This window comes from Streptomyces cynarae, assembly GCF_025642135.1.
Lineage (GTDB): Bacteria > Actinomycetota > Actinomycetes > Streptomycetales > Streptomycetaceae > Streptomyces > Streptomyces cynarae.
On the sequence record NZ_CP106793.1, the window covers coordinates 679,234 to 700,508 of the forward strand.

General features: G+C 69.4%; 22 protein-coding genes and 1 pseudogene. 11 read left to right on the plus strand and 12 right to left on the minus strand.

The window, feature by feature from the left end:
* Positions 1 to 241 precede the first annotated feature (241 nt).
* From N8I84_RS03295 to N8I84_RS03305, 3 genes and pseudogenes are all read right to left on the minus strand, one after another.
* Positions 242 to 349: pseudogene (locus N8I84_RS03295) on the minus strand (SCO5918 family protein); the annotation flags it as partial.
* 207 nt (positions 350 to 556) lie between these two features.
* Positions 557 to 760 (minus strand): cold-shock protein, encoded by a 204-nt coding sequence (locus N8I84_RS03300; protein WP_007383480.1) that lies wholly within the window; start codon positions 758 to 760, stop codon positions 557 to 559.
* A 271-nt stretch (positions 761 to 1,031) separates the two neighbouring features.
* A complete protein-coding gene (locus tag N8I84_RS03305; RefSeq protein ID WP_263227980.1) occupies positions 1,032 to 1,394 on the minus strand; it encodes a MerR family transcriptional regulator in 363 nt (120 codons plus the stop codon).
* A 445-nt stretch (positions 1,395 to 1,839) separates the two neighbouring features.
* Between N8I84_RS03305 and N8I84_RS03310 the strand changes: the two genes are divergently transcribed.
* Together N8I84_RS03310 and N8I84_RS03315 are read left to right on the plus strand one after the other, a co-directional pair.
* Complete coding sequence (locus N8I84_RS03310; protein WP_263227982.1) at positions 1,840 to 4,164, plus strand: SpoIIE family protein phosphatase; 2,325 nt, start codon at positions 1,840 to 1,842, stop codon at positions 4,162 to 4,164.
* A 200-nt stretch (positions 4,165 to 4,364) separates the two neighbouring features.
* A complete protein-coding gene (locus N8I84_RS03315) occupies positions 4,365 to 4,736 on the plus strand; it encodes a VOC family protein (RefSeq protein WP_263227984.1) in 372 nt (123 codons plus the stop codon).
* A gap of 289 nt (positions 4,737 to 5,025) precedes the next feature.
* Here N8I84_RS03315 and N8I84_RS03320 read toward each other — a convergent pair whose 3' ends face one another.
* Entirely contained in the window at positions 5,026 to 5,457 is a 432-nt protein-coding gene (locus tag N8I84_RS03320; protein WP_200423369.1) for a nuclear transport factor 2 family protein, read from the minus strand.
* Between the two features lie 96 nt (positions 5,458 to 5,553).
* On the opposite strand from N8I84_RS03320, the gene N8I84_RS03325 reads away from it, so the two are divergent.
* Together N8I84_RS03325 and N8I84_RS03330 are read left to right on the plus strand one after the other, a co-directional pair.
* The gene (locus tag N8I84_RS03325; RefSeq protein ID WP_263234640.1) at positions 5,554 to 6,123 is read left to right on the plus strand and encodes a PadR family transcriptional regulator; all 570 of its coding nucleotides are present in this window, start codon (positions 5,554 to 5,556) and stop codon (positions 6,121 to 6,123) included.
* A 495-nt stretch (positions 6,124 to 6,618) separates the two neighbouring features.
* Positions 6,619 to 6,822, plus strand: a complete 204-nt coding sequence (locus N8I84_RS03330) for a cold-shock protein (protein ID WP_263227985.1) — start codon at positions 6,619 to 6,621, stop codon at positions 6,820 to 6,822.
* A 102-nt stretch (positions 6,823 to 6,924) separates the two neighbouring features.
* Here N8I84_RS03330 and N8I84_RS03335 read toward each other — a convergent pair whose 3' ends face one another.
* Positions 6,925 to 7,863 (minus strand): Gfo/Idh/MocA family protein, encoded by a 939-nt coding sequence (locus N8I84_RS03335; RefSeq protein ID WP_263227987.1) that lies wholly within the window; start codon positions 7,861 to 7,863, stop codon positions 6,925 to 6,927.
* Positions 7,864 to 8,156: 293 nt separating this feature from the next.
* Positions 8,157 to 9,008, minus strand: coding sequence for a methyltransferase domain-containing protein (locus tag N8I84_RS03340; RefSeq protein WP_263227989.1), 852 nt, complete (start codon positions 9,006 to 9,008; stop codon positions 8,157 to 8,159).
* Between the two features lie 505 nt (positions 9,009 to 9,513).
* On the opposite strand from N8I84_RS03340, the gene N8I84_RS03345 reads away from it, so the two are divergent.
* Complete coding sequence (locus N8I84_RS03345; protein ID WP_263234641.1) at positions 9,514 to 10,254, plus strand: SDR family NAD(P)-dependent oxidoreductase; 741 nt, start codon at positions 9,514 to 9,516, stop codon at positions 10,252 to 10,254.
* 47 nt (positions 10,255 to 10,301) lie between these two features.
* Here the strand turns inward: N8I84_RS03345 and N8I84_RS03350 are convergent, their stop codons facing one another.
* From N8I84_RS03350 to N8I84_RS03360, 3 genes are all read right to left on the minus strand, one after another.
* A complete protein-coding gene (locus N8I84_RS03350; RefSeq protein WP_263227990.1) occupies positions 10,302 to 10,655 on the minus strand; it encodes a hypothetical protein in 354 nt (117 codons plus the stop codon).
* 260 nt (positions 10,656 to 10,915) lie between these two features.
* Entirely contained in the window at positions 10,916 to 12,061 is a 1,146-nt protein-coding gene (locus tag N8I84_RS03355; RefSeq protein WP_263227992.1) for an RNA polymerase sigma factor, read from the minus strand.
* On the minus strand, positions 12,058 to 12,477 hold the full coding sequence (locus N8I84_RS03360; protein WP_263227994.1) for a YciI family protein: 420 nt from the start codon (positions 12,475 to 12,477) through the stop codon (positions 12,058 to 12,060). The genes N8I84_RS03355 and N8I84_RS03360 overlap by 4 nt, the downstream gene beginning before the upstream one ends.
* 275 nt (positions 12,478 to 12,752) lie before the next feature.
* Between N8I84_RS03360 and N8I84_RS03365 the strand changes: the two genes are divergently transcribed.
* The 3 genes from N8I84_RS03365 to infA all read left to right on the plus strand — a co-directional run bounded on the left by N8I84_RS03365 (position 12,753) and on the right by infA (position 14,635).
* Complete coding sequence (locus tag N8I84_RS03365; RefSeq protein ID WP_263227995.1) at positions 12,753 to 13,181, plus strand: ATP-binding protein; 429 nt, start codon at positions 12,753 to 12,755, stop codon at positions 13,179 to 13,181.
* A 396-nt stretch (positions 13,182 to 13,577) separates the two neighbouring features.
* Positions 13,578 to 14,342, plus strand: a complete 765-nt coding sequence (locus N8I84_RS03370; protein WP_263227997.1) for a GNAT family N-acetyltransferase — start codon at positions 13,578 to 13,580, stop codon at positions 14,340 to 14,342.
* Between the two features lie 68 nt (positions 14,343 to 14,410).
* A complete protein-coding gene (infA, locus tag N8I84_RS03375; RefSeq protein WP_263227999.1) occupies positions 14,411 to 14,635 on the plus strand; it encodes a translation initiation factor IF-1 in 225 nt (74 codons plus the stop codon).
* Here infA and N8I84_RS03380 read toward each other — a convergent pair.
* From N8I84_RS03380 to N8I84_RS03390, 3 genes are all read right to left on the minus strand, one after another.
* A complete protein-coding gene (locus N8I84_RS03380; protein WP_263228001.1) occupies positions 14,617 to 15,567 on the minus strand; it encodes an SDR family oxidoreductase in 951 nt (316 codons plus the stop codon). The genes infA and N8I84_RS03380 overlap by 19 nt on opposite strands.
* A 178-nt stretch (positions 15,568 to 15,745) precedes the next feature.
* Positions 15,746 to 16,486 carry a VOC family protein gene (locus N8I84_RS03385; RefSeq protein WP_263228004.1) on the minus strand — a complete coding sequence of 247 codons (741 nt, stop codon included), beginning with the start codon at positions 16,484 to 16,486 and terminating at the stop codon, positions 15,746 to 15,748.
* A gap of 163 nt (positions 16,487 to 16,649) precedes the next feature.
* Positions 16,650 to 17,333: an IMP cyclohydrolase gene (locus N8I84_RS03390; protein ID WP_263228005.1), complete on the minus strand. Its 684-nt coding sequence runs from the start codon at positions 17,331 to 17,333 to the stop codon at positions 16,650 to 16,652.
* 273 nt (positions 17,334 to 17,606) lie between these two features.
* Between N8I84_RS03390 and N8I84_RS03395 the strand changes: the two genes are divergently transcribed.
* The 3 genes from N8I84_RS03395 to N8I84_RS03405 all read left to right on the plus strand — a co-directional run bounded on the left by N8I84_RS03395 (position 17,607) and on the right by N8I84_RS03405 (position 21,202).
* Complete coding sequence (locus tag N8I84_RS03395) at positions 17,607 to 19,679, plus strand: SpoIIE family protein phosphatase (protein ID WP_263228007.1); 2,073 nt, start codon at positions 17,607 to 17,609, stop codon at positions 19,677 to 19,679.
* 237 nt (positions 19,680 to 19,916) lie between these two features.
* A complete protein-coding gene (locus tag N8I84_RS03400; RefSeq protein WP_263228008.1) occupies positions 19,917 to 20,828 on the plus strand; it encodes an NAD-dependent protein deacetylase in 912 nt (303 codons plus the stop codon).
* 170 nt (positions 20,829 to 20,998) lie between these two features.
* Positions 20,999 to 21,202, plus strand: a complete 204-nt coding sequence (locus N8I84_RS03405) for a cold-shock protein (RefSeq protein WP_028423304.1) — start codon at positions 20,999 to 21,001, stop codon at positions 21,200 to 21,202.
* The last annotated feature ends 73 nt before the right edge of the window (positions 21,203 to 21,275 follow it).

A 21,275-nucleotide genomic window follows, 5' to 3' on the forward strand; every position in this document is an offset into this window, starting at 1 on the left:
ATCGCGACCGCCTTGGTCGCCAGACGCGCCCCGAGCTCTCCGCGTCGGCGTCTCGATGGCCGCCGTGCCCCGCGGACGGGCGCCGGACGCTTCGGGTAAACGGCTCGTTCCCAAGCGACCGTGAGTTCGATCTTGCCCTGGATGTGCCCTCCGGCTGCGCGTCCGTGCGCTGCCCGGGCATGCCCAGGGAAGGGACGAAGGGTCGGGGGTGGCCCTGTGGGCGGACAGACGGCGCCTCTCAACAGGTGAAACCGAGCCCGGCCAGTGCCCTGCTCACCTCGGCGGCCGTGAAATCGCGACGGTCCTGTTTGGTGATGACCTGCCCGACTTGCTTGACCGGATGGGCCCTGCAGGCGATGGTCACGCGGATACCCACGGCCGGTTGGGGCCGGATGAATCACATTCGGCGGCGAGGAATCGCGGCAGAATTCGCAAGAATGAACCGAAAGGAAAATCAGAAAGGCGGGAAGACGGGAAGGTGAGAAACGAGGGGTAAACGGGCTGGGGCCCGCGCCCCAAGAGCGCGGACCCCAGCCACGTCATACGCGTGTCAGCGTCAGGCAGGAACGATGTTCTCCGCCTGCGGGCCCTTCTGGCCCTGCGTCACGTCGAAGGTCACCTTCTGGCCTTCCTGAAGCTCGCGGAAGCCGGAGGTGGCGATGTTCGAGTAGTGCGCGAACACGTCGGCGCCGCCGCCGTCCTGCTCGATGAAGCCGAAGCCCTTTTCCGCGTTGAACCACTTCACGGTGCCAGATGCCATATTCAATCTCCCTAGGGAATGCCGGGATCCGCACTGCGCAGACCCGAGTCGCCGCGATGATCACTCATCCGGGATACCGGAAAACCAGGAGGATTTCTCATAAAAAATCTCCGGCAACCAAAGCCGCAACTGCTGTCACGTTAACACAGGCGCACACGGAACGCCCGCGACTCCTTCCATCCTGATTCAGCGAGGGCAGCGTTCTGTTCTCGCGGAGATGAAGAAGCTTTGGCGATTCGGTGGCTAATTCTGCAACGGCGGTGACAGATATTCACTCAGGCGGACTGCTCAGCTCACGGTTGTCACCCATACCGGAGGCGCCCAGCCTGCGGCGCATCTGCTCGTTCAGGCGCCGGGCCTCTTCCAGCTGGTCCTCAAGGCTGATGATGCGGCACGCGGCCTCGACGGGAGTTCCCTGGTCGACGAGCTCTCGCGCGCGGGCGACGAGACGCAACTGGTGGCGGGAGTAACGGCGGTGGCCGCCCTCAGAGCGCCGCGGAGTGATCAGCTCGGCCTCACCGATGGCCCGGAGAAAGGCCGGGGTGATGCCGAGGATGTCGGCAGCGCGACCCATGGTGAAGGCGGGGTAGTCCTCGTCGTCGAGGTTACCGGCGGGCGAGTTCTCGGCGGGCATGGCACCTTCGTTTCGGGAACACTGCCAGGGACCCGGACAGGGCCGGTGCCGCACTCGCAAGAAGATGCGGCACCAACGACGCCGACCACCTGCGGTCCCTCCCTGCGGCGCCCCGGCAGTCACAACCCTAGCGCCGCGACGCCCACATATCTGATACCGCCTCTGCAGACTTCCCGGCCTGCTGCGGTATGACCGCCCGGCAGGCGTATGAGGGCGGTACCGGAGTGTCCGGCGCGGACGTCACGGCCACCGACCCCGAAACCCACCAGGAACACCAACGGGCGGTTCTGCGCTCGGGCTTCGCGCTGACGCTGTCGGCGAAGGGGCGGTCACCGTTCGCAGGTCTCCGCAGAAGGGCCCCGACGTTGCGCCGATCGGTGGCTGGTTGGTGCGAGGCAGCCCACTTGTCCTTGTGCGGGGGCATGGATGGGGCGGAGGTGTCGCAGTGCTCGACGGTGACGTGCTGATGCGGATCGATGAGAGCGGCCGGGTTGTCGAGTGGTGTCGTTCAGCCCAGGAACTCTTCGGGTGGTCCGCGGATGATGCTGTCGGGCAGCCGGTCGCCGCCCTGGTGAGCGAGGCCGCGACCGAGGATCCGTGGCGTCGGCGCCGGATCGACGATGTGGGTCCGGTGCTGGTGAAGCCCGTGCTGACGGACGCCTCGGTGGTGTGGGAGGTGCGTGCGACAGCTGCGGCTGCTTCAGGCCATGATCTGACGATTCTGCAGACGATGTTCACCCGGGCCCCGATGTCATTGCTGGTCCTGGACGACCAACTACGCATCATCTACATCAATCCTGTCGTACGCCCAACAGTGACCGCGAGCCGTGCCCCGGTCGGCGAGCTGCTGGGCCGGGTGTTCACCGAGGTGTATCCGCTGGAGAATCCGGCAGAGGAAGAGGCGGCGGCGCGCAGGGTGCTGGACACCGGTCGCCCGGAAATGAATCGTCTGTTCCGCGCGGTGCAAGGGCCGACCAGGCGCAGACGCAACGTCTACTCGGTGTCATATGTACGTCTGGAAGGCCCGCGCGGGGAGGTACTCGGGGTGCTCGCCTCCGGAGCCGACGTCACCGATCGTGAGCGCGCCCTGTGGCGGCTGTCGGTTCTGGAGGAGGTCCGCAAGCGGGTGGGTGAACGCTTGGACGTCATCGCCGTCTGTGAGGAACTGGTGGATACGGTGGTGCCGGCGTTCTGCGGGATTGCGGCGGTGGAAGTCATCGAGGACGTCGTGCGCGGTGAGGCACCACCACTTGTCCCCATCGAACGCGATGTTCCGGTGCGTCGGGCGGCTTTCAGGGGGCGTCTGTCGGCGTACCCGGCGGGTGACGTTCGGCTACTGCCCTTCGGCACTCCGTTTTCGCGTGTGCTGACCGACCTGCGGCCGAGGCTGCTGTCCGTCGACGAGGACAGCCTGTGGCTGGCGGCCGATCCGGCCTGCAGGGATGCCATCAGGCGCTCCGGCGCCCACTCCCTGATCGTGGCTCCGCTGGCCCTGCGCGGCGAAGCCCTCGGCGTGGTGAGCTTCTACCGGCACGAGGACGAGGAGCCCTTCGGCGAGGAGGACATCGCGGTGGCGGCCGACGTGTGCGCACATGCGGCGCTGTGCATCGACAATGCCCGACGCTACGCCCGCGAACGGACCATCGCAGCGATCGTGCAGCGTAGGCTGCTGCCCCAACGACCCCACGCGTTGGCCACGGTGGACATCTCTCACCTGCACCTTCCCGGCCCCGAGGGCGGCGGCGCGTGGTTCGACGCCATCCCACTCGCCGGAGGGCGCACAGCCCTGATCGTCGGTGAGGTCGCCGGGCGGGGCATGGCAGCGGCCACCACCATGGGACAACTGCGCACCGTCATCCACTCCCTTGCCGCCCTGGACCTGGCACCGGACGAGATGATGGCCCGGCTGGACGACACCGCCGCCCGCCTGGCGACCGAGCGCGCCGCGCTGCCCCCCGGCGACCCCCTGCACCGAGAGCCGCTCACCGCCGGCTGCCTGATCGCGGTCTACGATCCGGTCGAACTGACCTGCACCATCGTCCGCGCCGGACTTCCGGAGCCCGTCGCACTCTTGCCCGACGGCACGTCGACCACCCTCCCCGTCCCTGCGGGCCCGCCGCTCGCCGACACCGGCAACGCCCCCTTCCCCGCCACCACCGTCGACCTCCCGGCGGGAAGCACTCTTGCCGTCAGCACAGCCGCCCTCGCCGAAAAAGTGCTCACGCCGTCCGCGCCATTGCGCTCGCTCCTCGATGAGAGCAGAGACCGGACCTTGTCCGACCTGTGCGACCACATCGCCTACGCGCTGACGAACAACCGGCCGACAGGCGAGACCCTCATGCTTCTCGCCCGCGTCCGAGCCATCCCGACGGACGACGTCCTCACCTGCCCCCTCCCGGCCGGCCCGGAGGCCGCACCCCTCGCGCGCGCCGCAGTACGTGACCGGCTAGCGACCTGGAACATCGACGAGGAAACCGCCTTCACCACCGAGCTCATCGCCAGCGAACTCGTCGGCAACGCCATCCGCTACGGGTCCCCACCCTTTCAATTGCGCCTCATCCACGACCAGGTACTCACCTGCGAGGTCAGGGACGCAGTGCCCAGCGCCCCCCATGTCAAGCACGCCCGCACTGTCGACGAGCGCGGACGCGGGCTGTTCATCATCGCCAGCCTCGCCGATCACTGGGGCACCCGCTACCACGAAGGGGGAAAGACCGTCTGGGCACAGCAGTCCACGAACCGGGCGGCGGCCTCGTCACGGATGCGCTGAACCACACAGCCCGTCCAGCGGGCCGCCGATCAGCTCGACGTACGTCCGGCCCGGGCGCGAGCCCGTGGTCGGTGCCGTGCACCCGGCCGCGCACCAGCTGCTCATCGTCGGTCGTGGGTGGGGACCAGAGGGCCGGCCGTGACCGGCAGACTTCCCCCGTTCCGGGGCCCGCGTCCGGCCCTCGACCCTACGATGCCCGGATGCAGCCACACTTCACCGGCACCGCCCTGATCACCGACGATGCACCAGCCCTCGCCGCCTTCTACGCCGCGGTCCTGGACGCGGATGTCGAAGGGAGCGGCCCCTTCGCCCGGGTGACGGTCCCCGGTGCCGTCCTGTCCATCTTCTCCACACATGGCATGGAGTCGATGGTGCCCGGATCGATGGCCGCCGCTGCGAGTGGAGGATTCACCCTGGAGTTCCAGGTCACCGACGTGGACGCACGCCACGAACGACTATTGGCCGGGGGCGTTGAGATCCTCAAGCCGCCGACAACCCAGCCGTGGGGACGCCGCTCAGTGTGGCTGCGTGACCCGGACGGCAACATCGTCAACCTCTACCAGGAGGCATGACGACCGGTCCCCGACACCCCGCTGCACTCATTGCGGGACGGCTGCTGAGCTCGTTCGCATGCGGGTCTGCGCCCGCCGGCGGCGAAGATCCACCGATACGGGGGGGCGCGCCGGTCGGGCGTGTAGAGCAGGCAGGCGAAGGTGCGCGCCCCTGCGGTCCTGGTCGGCGGTGAAGTCGTGCCAGGAGCCGATGTCGTTGGAGCGCAGCGCCGACTGCCGACTCGCGCGATCGCCACCGCCGTCGGGCCGGCGGCCGGGTCCGGGCAGACGGTCTCCGGCCCGTGGTCGTCTACGGATGGGTAGGGGCGGGGACCAAGCCGTCCGCGACCAGGCCGGCCAGGACGGCCTCGCTGAGGGCGTGCACGGCGGACTGGGGGCGGACCATGACGGTGAACTCCTTGATCCGGCCGTCGTCGTCGAAATGCAGCAGGTCGATGCCGTGGATCTCCTTGCCGCCCGCCTTGGCGCGGAAGAGCAGCACTGTGGACGGCGCGGTACTGGCGTCGGTGCTGGTCTGCGCAGTGCCGACGTGGTCGCCGATGTACCGGAAGTCCTCGAAGGTGCGCAGGAGGACCCCGAAAAGTCCCATCACCATCGGCTTGCCCTCGAAGGGCGTGAACTTCACGGGGCTGTAGAAGCGGATGTCGTCGGTGAACAGGTCGTCCAGGGCCGCGAGGTCCTGGTTGTCGACGGCTGCGCGGAAACGGGCTGCGGCGTTCACGGGCCCACCCCTCCATAGTCATGAACGTGATTAGTCATTTTTATGACTATCATGAGCGACCGGTACAGCGACAGAGGTATGTGGGGAGTGGACTCCATGGCACTACGGCACGCCGTGCTGGCGGCGCTGCTCGACGGCGAGCTCAGCGGCTACCAGCTGGCCAAGGCGTTCGACGTCGGTGTGGCCAACTTCTGGTACGCCCAGCCTCAGCAGCTCTACGCCGAGCTGACCCGGCTCGAGAAGGAAGGGCTGGTCGCGGGCCGGGAGGTGGTGCAGGAGAGCCGGCCGAACAAGCGACTGTTCCACGTGACCGACGCCGGCCTGGCCGAGCTGGAGAACTTCACGGCCGCCTCCACCAAGCCGGCCTTCATTCGCGACGACCTGCTCGTCAAGGTCCAGGCCGCCGACCGCGTCGACACCGACGCCCTGATCGCCGAGCTGGCCGAACGCGCCACCGCCGCCCAGGCCAAGATCGACCTCTTCGGCCAACTGCTGCGCCGCCTGCGGGGCGACCGTACGGAGAAGGAGTTCCTCCGCCACGGCGACCGCATCGGCCCCTACCTGACCTGCCTGCGCGGCCTGGCCTTCGAGCAGGAAAACCGTGACTGGTGCACGCATACGATCGCCGTCCTCGAGGAGAGGCGGCAGGCCCGTGCCCGGCGCTGATCCGGCGCACTGCCGTCATGTCGCCCTGAACGGCAGCCGTACTAAGCGCCTCGGTGACGGCGACGACACCACTGGCTGCGCGGCTTCGCCGACCACCTTGTGCGCTGTGGTGCGGGAGATGCCCATCTCGGCGGCGACATGGCGACAGCAGCCAGACCCTGAGAATCAGCGGGCCGGAAAGTCAGCGGTCGCGAAGAACTTCAAGGCCGTGTCGGCGTCCCGCTGCTGCTGCGGCCACTGCGACCCGCGCAGGACTGCTCCCGCCAAGCTCAGGACGATTCTGCGGCAACCCGTAGAGCGCAAACCGGCTGAGTGATGTCGGCGTGTCGGCGGATGCCCGTGCCCGCAAGCACGTGGTGTGGGTTCCGGGTACCCGAGACGCAGGGTGCGTCCCGGGCGTTTCTCCTTTCCTGCGCCCGGGTGGTCCGCGATGATCCAACCTACGGCCGCGTGGCACGGTGCTGCGCCGCCCGACGATTGATGAGGGAGACCGACATGGCCACGGGCACGGTGAAGTGGTTCAACGCGGAAAAGGGCTTCGGCTTCATCGAGCAGGACGGCGGCGGCCCTGACGTGTTCGTCCACTACTCGGCCATCACGGGTGGCGGCTACCGGGAACTGCAGGAGGGCCAGAAAGTCCGCTTCGACGTCACTCAGGGGCAGAAGGGGCCGCAGGCCGAGAACGTCACGCCGGCCTGAGCGACAACACCGACTTACGCCAGAGAGCGTCTTTGAGCTGTAGGTACTTCGAGCCCTTCCGCTCCATCGCTCGAAGTCCGGCGGGAAAGCTCATGACGAAGTTCAGCGCTGCGTCGGCGGCGTACCGCGCACGAACCGCTCGTCCCCGGGAGCGTCCCCCGCGGACGGGCGCAGAAGGTACTCGGCTTCCGCAAGTATCTCGGTCACCCGCAGACCGAACGCGGCATCGCAGGGATGTGATCGGCCGGAACGGGCGGCGGCGCACAGGGCGTCCACCGCCCGGCCGAGGACCGGGACCACGCCGCCTGAACTCTCCGGCAACAACGCCACCCCGGCCTCTCCGCGCAGCTCGACGGCCGCTCCTGCCGCCGCGGGCGGCGCCGTGAGGCTCAGCGTCATGGTGCTGGACGCGCCGCCGACATGGTCGAGGACCACATGAACGGTGTCCGCGGGACCGTGCGCAGCGGCTGCCACCCGCCTCACGTCGCCCAGCACCGGCAGCAGCACGGACAGTGCGTGCGGCCCGACGTCCCACAGAGCGCCCTTCTCCCGCCGCCAGGGCGAGGCCGCGAAGAGGCTGTCGCCGGTGAACACCGCGCCCAGCCACTGCGCCCGCGCGGTGAACCAGCCCCCGAGGCCGGTCTGTTCTGCGATCCAGGCCTCCGTCTCGGTCTGGAAACGCGTCGTGAAGAAGACCACCGAGGCCACGCCCGCCTCCCGCGCGGCGTCGACCACTGCCTGTCCCTGCGCCACCGTCGCGGCCAGGGGCTTGTCGAGCAGCAGGTGACACCCCGCCCGCGCGGCTCGCAGTGCCACCTCGGCCTGCACGTCAGGAGGCAGGGCCACGGCGACGGCGTCCACGTCGGCGAGCAGCGCGTCCATGTCTTCGTAGGCCCGCGTGCCGTGGCGGTCGGCCAGCTCCTTGGCCGCGCTCGCCCGACGCCCCCACACGCCCACGAAGTCCAGTCCGTCATGCCCGCTCAACGCGGGTGCGTGGGCAACCTGAGCCCAGGGGCCGGTACCGAGCAGCCCAATGCGCATGCCGTCGCCTCTCCACTCTGACGATCAGGGTGACAACCGGCGCCTGGAGCGTCCGGTCATGGCCGAGCGTGCCACACCTACCGGCAACAATGCGCCCTCCCCTGAGGGAAGAGCGACCAGTGGGTGCCAGAATCCGAGATCGGCACGATGTCCATGCGTCCGGCTACACCGACCACCTCGGCGAGGCCGAGGCGCCTGCGGAAGCCGCCGCCCTCGGCCACTTGTCCCCGGTTCGGCGATCGAAAGGCGGACCGCGCGTTCCCTTCGAGGAAGGCGCGTGCGCCCGCTCGTGGTCACCGAGGCTGGTAGGCGGTGACCAGTACGGAGACCGTGACCCGCTCGGGCCGGAAGCCGTCGTCGCTCAGGTCCGCGCGGCTCAAGTGGCGTGCGCTCGGCGTCATCGCCACCAAGTCCACGGCATCCAGCCCGGTCAGGGTCGCGGCGTACTCCACTTGTTCAGTAACGGCGGCCTCGAAGAAGGAATCCAGCGCCCGGTGCAGGCGCTGTTCCTTGGTCGGGTCGATCGCGACCATCGCAGGCAGTCGGCGGCGCAGCTCGGCCAGGTGCCGTCCAGTGGGACGGACCACGATCAACCGGCCAGTCGGCCGGAGCACTCGGTGGAACTCGACCGGGTTGCGCGGGGCGAACACGTCCAACACCACATCGGCCACCCCGTCGGCAAGCGGGAAGGGACGGAAGACGTCCCAGGCCGCCGCGGCGGCTCGTTCATGGGCACGAGCGGCCGAGCGCAGTGCGCGCACCGACGTGTCCAGACCCAGACCACGGGCGTCGGGCAACTGGTCGAGCACGCCGGCCAGGTAGTAGCCCGTGCCACACCCCACATCCAGAACCGTGGCCTGCTCAGGCACGGCATCGGACGCCAGGCGGGCCGCGACCTCGCGGATGGGAGCGTACGTGCCGGTGGACAGGAACCGGTCCCGGGCCTGGGCCATGGCTGCGTCGTCGCCGCTGGTGGCACGGGTGCCCGTCAGCAGGCCGGCGTAGCCGTGGCGGGCGATATCGAAGGTGTGACCCGCCGGGCAGCGCAGTGCGCCGCGTTCGGGGTGCAGGCGGCGGGTGCGGCACGTTGGGCAGCGCAGCACGTCGAGAGACAGTTCGAGGGCAGGGGGAAGCAACACGGACACGAGGCACTCCTTGCAAGCGTGAGGGGAGGAGACCGTGCCTGCATGCGCCCTCAGAAAGTGGCTGCCTCAGAAAGTGGCTGCCTCAGAAAGTCACCGCCTCACGAAGCAACGGGCAGCGCCGAGAACGTGGTACACGCAGCAGGCACACCAAGGAGGGCGACGCCCTCGGGCATCGCCCTCAACGCCTTCCGATCACAGGAAGCAGCAGTGTGGGGTGCTCATGAATGCCATGCCGTCAGTCTACGAGCATCGGCGAAGCCTTCTGGTCGCATGCTTTCGCGTAGGCGAGAACGAGGTTCCCGCAGTCGAACACGCGGGTGCCGGTGGGGACAACCTTTCCGCGGGGCACCGGCACACCGTTACGGCATTACCGAGCGGCATGGTCCCCGCGGAGCGGCGATGCGGTGCGGTTTCGCGCTGAGGGATGGTGTTGCTCTTCCGCATGCCGAACGCCAGGTCGATTTTCCGCCAGCGCCCAGCGGTGGCGCTCGCAATGCTCTTGGGCATGAACCGACTTGAGGGAAACGTTGCCTTGATCACGGGCGGAAGCCGGGGCATCGGTGCCGCTGTGGCGTTACGGCTGGCCGAAGAAGGCGCCGATGTCGTCCTGACCTATGAGAAGAGCTCGGAACGCGCCACCGAGGTGGTGGAGCAGATCAAGGCCGGCGGACGCCGGGCACTGGCCATCCAGGCAGACTGTGCGGTACCTGAGGCACTCACCGCCGCGGTGGACGAGGCCGCCGCGATGTTCGGCAGACTCGACATCCTGGTCAACAACGCCGGCGTCTTCCTCGTCGGCCCACTTGAGGACTTGGGCCCGGCAGAGGTCGAGCGCACCCTGGCGGTCAACATCCGGGCGCCGTTCGCCGCGGCCCAGGCGGCAGTGCGTCATATGGGCCAGGGCGGCCGCATCATCAGTATCGGCAGCAATGTCGCCGAACGTGCGGTCTTCCCCGGACTGGCGCTGTACTCGATGAGCAAGACGGCTCTCGTCGGAATGACCAAGGGCCTGGCCCGGGAACTCGGCCCACGTGGAGTCACCGTCAATCTGGTGCACCCCGGCCCCACCGATACGGACGCCAACCCCGCCGACGGGCCGAACGCCGAGACGATCGCCGGCTTCACCGCTGTGGGCCGCTATGCGGAAGCGGCCGAGATCGCGGCCACCGTCGCCCACCTGGCGAGCGCGGACGGCGGGTACATCACCGGAGCCTCGATTAATGTCGACGGCGGCTTCACGGCCTGACGTACGCGAGTTCGACTGCACAACCGAGTGTGCAGTGCTGCCGAAGATCAGTCGCCGGGTCGGAACCGGAGCGCCGACCAGGTGTCGTCGATGGCGATCTGCCGCACGGGGCGCACGCCCCGCTCGGAAAGCGCTGCGGCCAGGGTGTCGCGGTTCAGATCCGTTCCGAGCTTCCCACCCTTGGGGTAGGCCACCCAGGCGACGGCATCGCGCTGCGCCGCGGCCAGCGCCGCCTGTGCGTTCACCCCGAGGAGGTCGCCGGAGGTGGTCACGAAGGCGAGGACCGCATCGGCCGAAGCCGCGTCGCCCGTGGCGTCGATCTCCAGGTGGACGTCGTGGGGCTTGCCCAGCACTACGACACTCTGACCGGGCTTGATCTGCAGCTTACTGATGACGGACACCCCCTGATCCTGCCACCTCGGCGCAGGCGGCGCCCAGCCCGGTCACCCATTTCCGGATGGCGTGCGGGATCCGGCGCCCGCGCAGGTACGCGCGGATGTCGAGGAGGAGTAAGCACGGTCGGCGAGCATGCGACCGGGGCGGACCCGAGGGCGCCACCGCCATGCCGGAACACATGGAGAGAGCCCCTGATCTTGGTGAACAGGGGTGCCTTCGCCATGTCATGGGGCCGCGCACTGTGGGAAACACCGAGCGCGACCCGTCAGCGGCACCGGCGGGCGTTGAGCCGTGCGGCCTGACGCGTCAGGTAGTCGCGCTCGGCGAGGTTGGGTGCCTTTTGGGCCGCCTCGGCGTACAGCCGTGCGGCTGTCGCCAGGTCGCCGTCGCGCTCGTGGAGGTACGCCGCCACCGCGGTGTGGCGGGGCAGTGAGTCGTCCAGCGCGGCGAGCGCCGCCAGCCCGGCGCGCGGTCCGTCGGCCTCGCCGACGGCGACTGCGCGGTTGAGCCGGACGACCGGGCTGCCGGTCAGGCGCACCAGCTCGTCGTACCACTCGAGGATCTGCACCCAGTCGGTCTCCTCTGCGGTGGGCGCATCGGCATGGAGTGCCGCGATGGCGGCCTGGGCCTGGAACTCGCCCAGCCGGTCGCGGGCGAGGGCGGCTTGCAGGATCCCGACGCCCTCGGCGATCGACTCGGTGTCCCACCGGCCGCGGTCCTGCTCGGCGAGGGGCACCAGGCTGCCGTCGGGCGCGGTCCGTGTGGCGCGCCGGGCGTGGTGGAGCAACATGAGGGCGAGCAGCCCCGCCACCTCGGGGTGGTCGATGGCGGCCGCGAGCTGCCGGGTGAGCCGAATGGCTTCGGCGGCGAGGTCGACGTCGCCGGAGTACCCCTCGTTGAAGACCAGGTAGAGGACGCGCAGGACGGTGGCGACGTCGCCGGGCTGGTCGAACCGGACGCCGGAGACGGTGCGTTTGGCACGGCTGATGCGCTGGGCCATGGTCGCCTCGGGCACCAGGTAGGCCTGGGCGATCTGGCGGGTGGTGAGCCCGCCGACGGCACGCAGCGTGAGCGCGACCGCGGACGACGGCGTCAGCGACGGATGGGCGCACAGGAAGTAGAGCTGGAGCGTGTCGTCCACCGCGGGCGCGGGGCCGGGCGCCGGCTCCTCTTCGACGAGGTCCTCACGCCGGCGGCGGGCGGCGTCCGCCCGGGTCGCGTCGAGGAACCGGCGCCAGGCCACGGTGACCAGCCAGCCCTTGGGGTCCCGCGGTGGGTCGGCCGGCCAGACGCGGACCGCCTCGACCAGCGCGTCCTGCACGGCGTCCTCGGCCGCCGCGAAGTCGGCTCCGCGGCGGACGAGGATGGCGAGCACGCTCGGGGTGAGGCTCCGGAGCAGGGCCTCGTTCATCGATGAGGACACTCCGTGATGGTGGGCGGTGCGGCCAGGAACGGGCGCAGTTCGAGCCACTCGTGGATCGGCTTCCCGCCCGCTCCGGGGGCGGCCGACAGTTCCCCGGCCAGTTCGACGGCACGCTCGTAGCTGTCGACGTCGATCACCATCCAGCCGGCGATGAGGTCCTTGGTCTCGGCGAACGGGCCGTCGGTGACCGGGGGCCGCCCTTCGCCGTCGTACCGGACCCACGTCCCCTCGGGGGCGAGCGCCTGACCGTCGACGAACTCGCCGGTCTTCTCGAGCCGGGCCGCGAAGTCCTGCATGTACTGCACGTGCGCCGAGATCTCCTCCGGGGCCCACTGGTCCATGGGCACGTCGTTGACCGGAGCCGGGGCGCCGCGGTAGTGCTTGAGCAGCAAGTACTTGGCCATCGTGTGTCTCCTCGGTGCTGGTGCGACCCATTGTGGTCGCGTTCACTGCGGGGACGGAGCCAGGCACCGGTTCTCGACATCGCCGTCCGAATTTTTTTGATGGCTACGCGGAGCAGCGGATCCGTCTGGAGTCACCTCGCTGAGGCTTGCCGGAATCATCAACCGACGATCTTGCAACGGGCCTGGGTGACGTGGCGCCGAGGCACCGCCGGCCTGCGTCAAGGCGCGCCGAACGGGTACTCGGGTCCGGCACACTGACCACAGGGAGGGACACCGTGAGCGGTTCGTCGGTGAAGGCAGTGGGGTGGGCACGCTCCCTGCCGTTGAACAGCGAGGTGAAGACTGCCCGCGACTGGGCGCGCGCACATCTGGAGTCGCTGGGCTGGACGGACAGCGCGCCGCAGACGGTGGAGGCCGTACTCCTGACCGTCTCGGAACTGGTGACCAACGCGCACCTGCACGCACACAGCTCCGCGCAGCTGATGCTGACCTGGGACACGCGCTGTCTCCATGTCGCCGTGCACGACAACTCCACTGACCTGCCCACCCCTCGTCCACCGAGCACCGAGCAACTCGGCGGGCGGGGCATGCTGCTGGTGGACGCCCTCGCCGACAACTGGCAGGCACGACCCTGCCCCGATGGCAAGATCGTCCATGCCTGCTTCCGCCCGCCGGTCGCCGCCCGGGAGTCGGACGACTCCTGACCGAGGCGGTGGCCTTCCCGTGCACCGTGGCGTCGGCCAACGGCAGCAGGGACACCGGAAGAGCCGCCGTTAGAGACCTCCGAGGCCGTCCCCGTCATCGCCCTTGGTGTCGCCCCCCGGTGAGGGTCCCCCACCGCCCGAAAGTGATACCCGGCCGCTCTCGAGGAACACGCCGCTTCGGCGGACATGGAGGCTGATCACATGGCCGGGAAAAAGGGTTGGGCGGGCTGATGATCCAACTGGTAGCTTGCAGTTGACCGTGACTCCGCCGGAGGAGGTGAGACCCGTGAACGCTGTATCGAGGTGGGTGCTCCCCCTTTCCGTCACGGTGTGCGACTGATCTAGGTGTCGTCGGGAGCGCCTCTCCACCAAGGCACTCCTGAAAGGCGAACACCTATGAACACTGTGAGGATCACACGGGTCGCGGAGGCGCAGTGGGAGGCCGTGGCCGACGACCGGATCGTCGGCCAGGGCGATGTCTCGCACCGGCCCGACGGGCGGCTCTTCATCAGCATCGACGTGTGGCAGGACGCGGTCTTCGACCAGCTCGCCACCGCGATGCTGACGGGCTTGCCCGAGCCGCTCTACACCTTGGTCGGCGAGGCCGACCACGACCTGAAGTCGAGCTGGGAACGGCTCGGCTTCACCGTCGGACGCCGTGAGTGGGAGTACGTCCTGCCCACCGGCTCGCGCGAAACCGGACTCGGCGAACTGCACCTCCCTGCGGGTGTGACGATCCTGCCCGCCGGCGAGGCGGACGAGAGCCTGCTGCGCACGTTGGACCGCACGATTCGCGAAGAAGTCGAAGCCACCGTCGGCTGGCGCACCATGCCGGCCGAGGTGCTGCCGGGCCCGGCAGGGTCCACGCCGGTGGACCCGTCGAAGTACGCGACGGCGGTCCGTAACGGTGAGTACGTCGGTCTCGTCCGGGTCGCGCCGGTACGCAGCCGGGCGCGGATCGGGTTGATCGCGATTCGGGCCGATCAGCGCCGACGCGGCATCGGGCGGGCACTGCTGGCCCACGCGTTGGGCGCGCTGCACCGGAACGGGATCGACTCCGCCTGGGCCGAGGTGGACGAATCCAACGCCGCGGCGATCACGCTGGTCGAGGGGGTCGGTGCGCGGCGATCGAGCAGCTACCTGGAACTGGTGCGCCGCTGACGCCTGCTCACGCACCGAATCCACCCGGCCGACCACACCCGACTCACCGAATCGAGAAGCGAGACACATTGGCAAGAACAGCGAAGGGCTTGGAAGTCGAGGGCACCGTCCTCGAATGCCTGCGCAACGCCACCTTCAAGGTGGAGCTGCAGAACGGGCACCACGTGCTCGCGCACATCAGCGGGAAGATCCGGAAGAATTACATCAAGATCCTCCCGTTCGACCGCGTGGTCGTGGAGCTCAGCCCGTATGACCTGACCCGCGGCCGGATAATCTACCGGTACCGGGGCTGAGCAGGGGAAAGTGCGCGCCCGGGACACCCTGGGCGCGCGCTTCGACTGCCGTTGCCGCCGTATCCGTGCCCGCCCTGGTCGGCCGCCGCGATCTCGACTTCGACGCGGCCGTCTCCGCCCAGGAACTCGCGGGCGCCGCGGAGCCTTGTCTGCAACCGCTCCTGCGTTGCGCAACTGTCGAGGCGTACGTCGAGAGCCCCAGGCAGGGAGGAGTCGGCTCGTCGCCCGGCGGGCAGCCGCGCGCCGTCCAATCCGTCGCGCCGGGCGATGAGCACACCAAGTTCGTGACGGCTCACGGCGTCCGGCCCGGCGAGGTGGAACACCCCGGCCGCGTCGGACAGCGCGATCTCCCACAAGGCGGCGGCCAGGTCTTCGACATGCACCGGGCAGCGGATGTCGTCGGTGAACAAGGCCCCGTCCCGGGTACCGGCCGCCAAGGCGTGCACCATGCGCTCATGTACGGATTGACCGCGCCCGATGATCAGCGACGTGCGGGCGACGGCGGCGCCCGGCGCCAGCAGCCGCACCGCTGTCTCGGCGGCCGCCTTCGCAGCGCCGTACGGGGTGACCGGATCGGGCAGACAGCTCTCGTCATAGCAGCCCTGCGCGCCGGAGAAGACCGCGTCGCTGGAGACATGCACCAGGCGGCATCCCTGCTCGGCGGCGGCCAGCGCCACGCGGATCGCGCCGTCCGCGGTGACCGACCAGTCGGACAAGCCGCTCGACGCGTTGACCACGACTGAGGGGGCCACGTCGGCAAGCACCCTGACGACACGCGCAGGGTCGCGGACGTCGAGCGGATGCCAGGCGACACCCGGCGCCCGACCCGGTCGGGAAGCGAACGTCGCGGCCGTCTCATGCCCCGCCAGGGTGGCCTGGCGGATCAGTTCGGTGCCCAGAAATCCGCTGCCGCCGATGATCAGGACCGTCATGGACCGACACGGTAGCGAACGCGGGATCGATGGCGTGCCGGGTCCCGGCCTCACCCGACGGCGGCCGAGGGGTGACTCACCGCTTCAATCGGCGAGTTGAGTGTCGTGGTCGGTGAGCGAGCCGATCTCGCCCCCGACGCACAAGGCTGCCGTGTCGGGGCGTCGTTGAGGCTCCGTGTCAGGGCAGGGCGAGGACGCAGAACTCGTGGCCCTCCGGGTCCGCCAGGCACGTCCACGGGACGTCGCCCTGGCCGAGGTCGAGGTCGGTGGCGCCGAGGGCCCGCAGCCGGGCCACCTCCGCTGCTTTGTCGTCACCGGGGTACGGCAGCAGGTCAAGGTGGACGCGGTCTGGCACGGTCTTCACGCCGGGCGTGCGGAGGAACTCGAGATACGGGCCGACGCCGTCGGCGGAGCGCAGCGCCGCATGATCGTCGGTCACCTCGTGCAAAGTCCAGTCCATCGCCTCGCCCCAGAACCGCGCCATGGCCCGCGGATCCGCGCAGTCGACCACCACCGCGGCGATCGGTCCGGTGTCCTGGTAGATCTCCCGAGGCTCCAGCACGCAGAACTCGTTGCCCTCGGGGTCGGCGAGGACCGTCCACGGCACGTCGCCCTGGCCCACGTGGGCGGGTGTCGCGCCGAGAGCCTTCAGGCGCGCGACCAACTCCGCCTGATCGGCCGCGGAGTTGGTGGCGAGATCGAGGTGCACACGGTTCTTTGCCGTCGTCTTGGGTTCCGGGACGGGTACGACGTCGACGCAGACGGCGACCGGGTCCGGCCAGAGGAGGCCGCCACCGGGTCCGACGTACGTCGTCACGCCGGGGCTGTAAGCACTCCAGCCGAGCGCCTCCGCCCAGAACCGGCCGACTGCCGAGTGATCAAGAGCCTTTATGTTCACCTGAACAGGTCGCAGCGCCATGCAGCGATCCTACAAATGATCAGCCGCTGTGACCGGTGCTCAGTGGCGGGATCTCCGAGCTACCTGGCTGATCCTTTCGGCTTCCACCATGGCTCAGCAGAGTCACGGGCGGCAGCGACCGTCACGACGGACGTCTCCGGGTGCCTGTGCCGGGGGGTTCGGTTCACGCTTGCAGGATGCGGACTTGGTCAAGCCTGCCGGGCTCGAAGACCGCCGCAGCGATCCGAACCTCGGATCGGAGCGCCGACCAGAGTTCGTCCAACAAGGCGCTGCGGCTGTCGGCTGTCGTACGCACCTCGTGGAACGGGGTTCCGGTGGCGATGGTGTGGCCGTCGGACCGGTAGGTCGTCATGAGGACGCCCTCTCCGGGCTCAAGGTTCGACACCTGCAAGGTCATGCGGTTGGTGGAGGCCCGATCCAGGCTGCTGCGGCGGGCAGCCCCGAACCACGCGTCGGCACCGGTAGGCCCGCCTGCTGTCACGGTGAGGCGCGGGGTGAAGATCGGTGGGTCCGGTTCGTAGTCCAGTCCGCCGAGCGACAACGGCATGGGCAGACCGTCGGCAACCCGGTCGGCGACGGTGGCGACCTGTTCTCCGTTGCCGAAGATCAGCCATTCTCCGCTCTGCCGAGCTGCGACGTAGTGACGCAGGTGGTCGTGCTCGCGTTCGTCGATGGGTGCGACGACCAGGTCGCCGTCGGCGGCGAGGCGGAGGGATCGCGCACGTGATGCGGCGCTTCGCCCGGTCAGGAAGTAGGCCCCGAGCCGGGAGCCGTCGCCAGTTCTGCACCACAGGACTCCGCGTCCCGGATAGCGGTTCTCCTCAAGCACCTTGTTCAGCTGGTCCACCGTGTGGTCCGTCCTTCCTGCCTTCTCGTCGGTGCATGGAAGCTACCGCTGCCCTCGGACACCGGTGCGGGCAGGTCGGACGGCCGTCTCTGCGTCGCCGGGAGGGAAGCGACACCGCCCCGAGTCGAGCCGTCACGCATCGCCATATCCCCCCGGATCCCGGCCCGCCGGCCGATCCAGGATGTGCCGCCTCGGCCGGGGGCGACTATGAAGGGAGGCAGCGGCCACGCTTGGGCGCGATCCTGGGTACCGAGTGAGGCAGGAGGTCGGCGCATGGGCACAGCGGACTCCTCCAGAGCAGGCGGAGACCAGCCTGCGGCCAGTCCTGCCGCCCCACCGAGTGGCCTGCTCGACTTCCTGAGCGTCGCTGCTGTGGTGCTGGATGCGAACGGGCAGGTGGTGTTCTGGAGCCCTCAGGCCGAGGAACTGTTCGGCTACACCGCGGCGGAGGCGCTGGGCCGGTTCGCCGCGCGGCTGATGGTCCACGAAGAACACTGGGACGAGGTGATCAAGCTTTTCACCGAGGTCATGGAATCGGGCGCCGACTGGGCCGGGGCGTTCCCGATCCGGCACAAGGACGGAAGCACCCGCCTGGTGGAGTTCCGCAACATGCGGCTGCTGGACGACCGCGGTGAGACGTATGCCCTGGGCCTGGCCGCGGACCAGGCGACGGTGCGGCGGGTCGAACGGGACGTCGCCCTGACCGCGCGCCTGGTGTCCCAGTCCCCGATCGGGCTGGCCATCCTGGATACGGAGCTGCGTTACGTGACCGTGAATCCGGCTCTCGAACGCATCACCGGCCTGCCTGCCGCCGAGCGGGTGGGGCGGCCGGCCGGCGAGGTGCTGACCTTCCTGGACAGGGGGAATGTCGAGGCACGTTTCCGCCGTGTCCTCGAGACGGGGGAACCAGTCGTGGACCGGCACATCGTCTGTCGTCCCCCGGGCGACCCCGATCATGAGCATGCCTGGTCCGTCTCCTACTACCGGCTGGAGGATGCCGCCGGGCGGGTGCTGGGCATGGCCTATTTCGTCATCGACATCACCGAGCGCCACCGAGCCGCCATCGATGCGGCACAGGCACGCCAGCGCCTCGCCCTGATCGCCAAGGTCTCCGCCTCCGTGGGCACCACCCTCGATCTGGAAACGACAGCGCATGAACTGGCTGAGGCCGTCGTACCGGATCTGGCCGACATGGCCACCGTCGACGTTCTCCACAGCCTGCTCTACGGACGGACCGTGCCGGACGCGGGTCCGACGCGCTTCCGCGTCCTCGCCATCGGTGCGGCCCGCCCGACAGATGCGGTCCGCGCGCTCGGCCCGCCCGGGGGACTCGCCACGTACGGCAGCGACCGCCTCATCACCCAGTGCGTGCGTAGCCGCAAGCCCGTCCTGGTGCGCCACACCACCCCTGGTGATCTGCGGCGCATCGCCCGCGACAGCGAGGCCGCCTCCCTCCTCGCGGCGGCCGGTGTGCACTCCTACCTCGCCGTACCTCTCGTGGCCCGGGGCGAAGTCCTCGGCGCCATCGCCCTCAAGCGCACGCACAACCCCGCGCCCTTCGATGACGACGACGTCTTCCTCGCCTGCGAGGTGGCCTCCCGCGCGGCGGTGTGCATCGACAACGCCCGCGGGTACCAGGCCCAGCGTCACGCGGCCCTCACCCTTCAGCGCAGCCTGCTCCCCGAGCCCCCGTCACACCTTCCCGGCCTTCGGATCGCCTGCCGCTACCAGCCCGCCGGCGCCACGAGCGAGGTCGGCGGCGACTGGTACGACGCAATACCCCTGCACGCGGGCAAGACCGCCCTGATCGTCGGCGATGTCATGGGCAGCGGCATCAACGCCGCCGCCACGATGGGCCAGCTCCGCAGCGCCACCCGCGCCTTCGCCGAACTCGACCTCGCCCCCGCCGAGGCCCTCCGCCACCTCGATCACCTGACCGAGAGCGTTCAGCAGACCATCACCACCTGCGTCTACTGCGTCTACGACCCTGCCCAGGGCCAGTGCCACATCAGCCTCGCCGGGCATCTGCCTCCGGCCCTGCTCCGTCCCGGCCGGCCGGCGGAGCTCCTCGATCTGCCCACCGGTGTCCCGCTGGGCGTCGGAGGCGTGCCCTTCGAGACCACCACCATCGCCTTCCGCCCCGGCGATCAGCTCACCCTCTACACCGACGGCCTGGTCGAAACCCGCAGCGAACCCATCGACGCCCGTCTGGACACGCTCCTGGGAGCCCTCACGGAGGTGCGCGGCTCGGATCTGGGAGAAGTCTGCGACCGCCTCCTGGACATCCGCCGGCCACCCGGCGGCGAGGACGACGTCGCCCTGCTCGTCGCCCGAGCTCAAACCTGAGGGACCACAGCACGCCGACCGCCCGGGTGCCCGCACGGCGTGCCTGCGCTGCGACCAGCGCCTCCACGTCGTCGTAGGCCCGCGTGCCGTGGCGGTCGGCGAGCAAGCCGACGGCCGGCGCCTCCTTGCCCTGCGAGACGCCCGGGTCCGGTGGGCCCTCAGCCGCCTCTGCACGGTGCCCCCTGCTGCTGAATCAGTGCGAACGTCTGAAAGCGGCCTGTTCCGTACTCTGGTGGCATGCGCATGCGCCCCACTCTGAGCTGGACCCCTGCCGAGGATGTGCCGCCGGGCACCACGAATCTCGAGCCGGTCGCCGACGCACTGAGCACCGGCGGTGTGCTGGTGCTCAGCGGGGCGGGCATCTCCACGGAGTCGGGCATTCCGGACTACCGGGGCAAGGGCGGGAGCCTGAGCCGGCACACCCCGATGACCTACCAGGACTTCACCGCCAGCGCCCAGGCCCGGCGCAGGTACTGGGCGCGCAGCCACCTCGGCTGGCGCACATTCGGCCGCGCCCGCCCCAACGCCGGTCACCGGGCCGTGGCCGCGTTCGGGCGGCACGGCCTGCTCTCGGGTTTGATCACCCAGAACGTCGACGGCCTGCACCAGGCCGCCGGCAATAAGGGCGTCGTGGAACTCCACGGGAGCCTGGACCGGGTCGTCTGCCTTTCCTGCGGCGCCTTCAGCCCGCGCCGCGAACTCGCCCAAAGGCTTCAGGAGGCCAATCCGGGCTTCGAGCCGGTGGCCGCAGGAATCAACCCGGACGGTGACGCCGACCTCACCGACGAACAGGTCGGGGACTTCCGCGTGCTGCCCTGCACGATCTGCAGCGGCATCCTCAAACCGGACGTGGTGTTCTTCGGCGAAGCCGTTCCGCCCCAGCGGGTCGAGCACTGCCGCAAGCTGGTCCGTGAAGCGGCCTCCCTGCTGGTCCTGGGCTCCTCACTCACGGTGATGTCCGGGCTCCGGTTCGTCCGCGAGGCGGCCCAGGCCGGGAAGCCGGTGCTCATCGTCAACCGGGATCCGACCCGGGGCGACCGGCACGCCCTGACCCGGGTCGCGCTCCCGCTGGGAACGGCCCTCACCACCGTGGCCGGCCGGCTGCGCATTCCCATCGACGACCAGGCGACGGCCTCGGTGGAGTCGTGACGGTGGTGTCGGTGATCCACCACGGGCCGACGAGCCGTGATAGAGTCTTCGCGTTGCAGTTGTGGTACCCATGAACCTATGTGCGCCTGACGGGATTGCTTCTCCATCAGGCGCATTATTTGTTTTCCGGCATCTCCGGATGGGGCCTCTGCCTACAGAAGGAGAAAGTCATGGCACAGGGAACCGTCAAGTGGTTCAACGCCGAAAAGGGTTTCGGCTTCATCCAGCAGGACGGCGGCGGCCCCGACGTCTTCGCGCACTACTCGAACATCCAGACCCAGGGTTTCCGTGAGCTCCAGGAGGGCCAGCGGGTCTCCTTCGACGTCACGCAGGGCCAGAAGGGCCCGCAGGCGGAGAACATCGTCCCCGCCTGATCGCCGGACGCGTATCCGCTCACCGGGGTCCGCACCGTCATGGTGCGGACCCCGGTTTGTGCTGTTTTTCAGG

Coding starts and splice junctions, on each gene's coding strand:
- N8I84_RS03325 (WP_263234640.1), top strand. CDS start 5,554: ATGGCACTACGGCACGCCGTGCTGGCGGCGCTGCTCGACGGCGAGCTC.
- N8I84_RS03380 (WP_263228001.1), bottom strand. CDS start 15,567: ATGACGGTCCTGATCATCGGCGGCAGCGGATTTCTGGGCACCGAACTG.
- N8I84_RS03395 (WP_263228007.1), top strand. CDS start 17,607: ATGGGCACAGCGGACTCCTCCAGAGCAGGCGGAGACCAGCCTGCGGCC.
- N8I84_RS03345 (WP_263234641.1), top strand. CDS start 9,514: ATGAACCGACTTGAGGGAAACGTTGCCTTGATCACGGGCGGAAGCCGG.
- N8I84_RS03385 (WP_263228004.1), bottom strand. CDS start 16,486: ATGGCGCTGCGACCTGTTCAGGTGAACATAAAGGCTCTTGATCACTCG.
- N8I84_RS03300 (WP_007383480.1), bottom strand. CDS start 760: ATGGCATCTGGCACCGTGAAGTGGTTCAACGCGGAAAAGGGCTTCGGC.
- N8I84_RS03355 (WP_263227992.1), bottom strand. CDS start 12,061: ATGAACGAGGCCCTGCTCCGGAGCCTCACCCCGAGCGTGCTCGCCATC.
- N8I84_RS03360 (WP_263227994.1), bottom strand. CDS start 12,477: ATGGCCAAGTACTTGCTGCTCAAGCACTACCGCGGCGCCCCGGCTCCG.
- N8I84_RS03405 (WP_028423304.1), top strand. CDS start 20,999: ATGGCACAGGGAACCGTCAAGTGGTTCAACGCCGAAAAGGGTTTCGGC.
- N8I84_RS03400 (WP_263228008.1), top strand. CDS start 19,917: ATGCGCATGCGCCCCACTCTGAGCTGGACCCCTGCCGAGGATGTGCCG.
- N8I84_RS03370 (WP_263227997.1), top strand. CDS start 13,578: ATGAACACTGTGAGGATCACACGGGTCGCGGAGGCGCAGTGGGAGGCC.
- N8I84_RS03335 (WP_263227987.1), bottom strand. CDS start 7,863: ATGCGCATTGGGCTGCTCGGTACCGGCCCCTGGGCTCAGGTTGCCCAC.
- N8I84_RS03305 (WP_263227980.1), bottom strand. CDS start 1,394: ATGCCCGCCGAGAACTCGCCCGCCGGTAACCTCGACGACGAGGACTAC.
- N8I84_RS03330 (WP_263227985.1), top strand. CDS start 6,619: ATGGCCACGGGCACGGTGAAGTGGTTCAACGCGGAAAAGGGCTTCGGC.
- N8I84_RS03315 (WP_263227984.1), top strand. CDS start 4,365: ATGCAGCCACACTTCACCGGCACCGCCCTGATCACCGACGATGCACCA.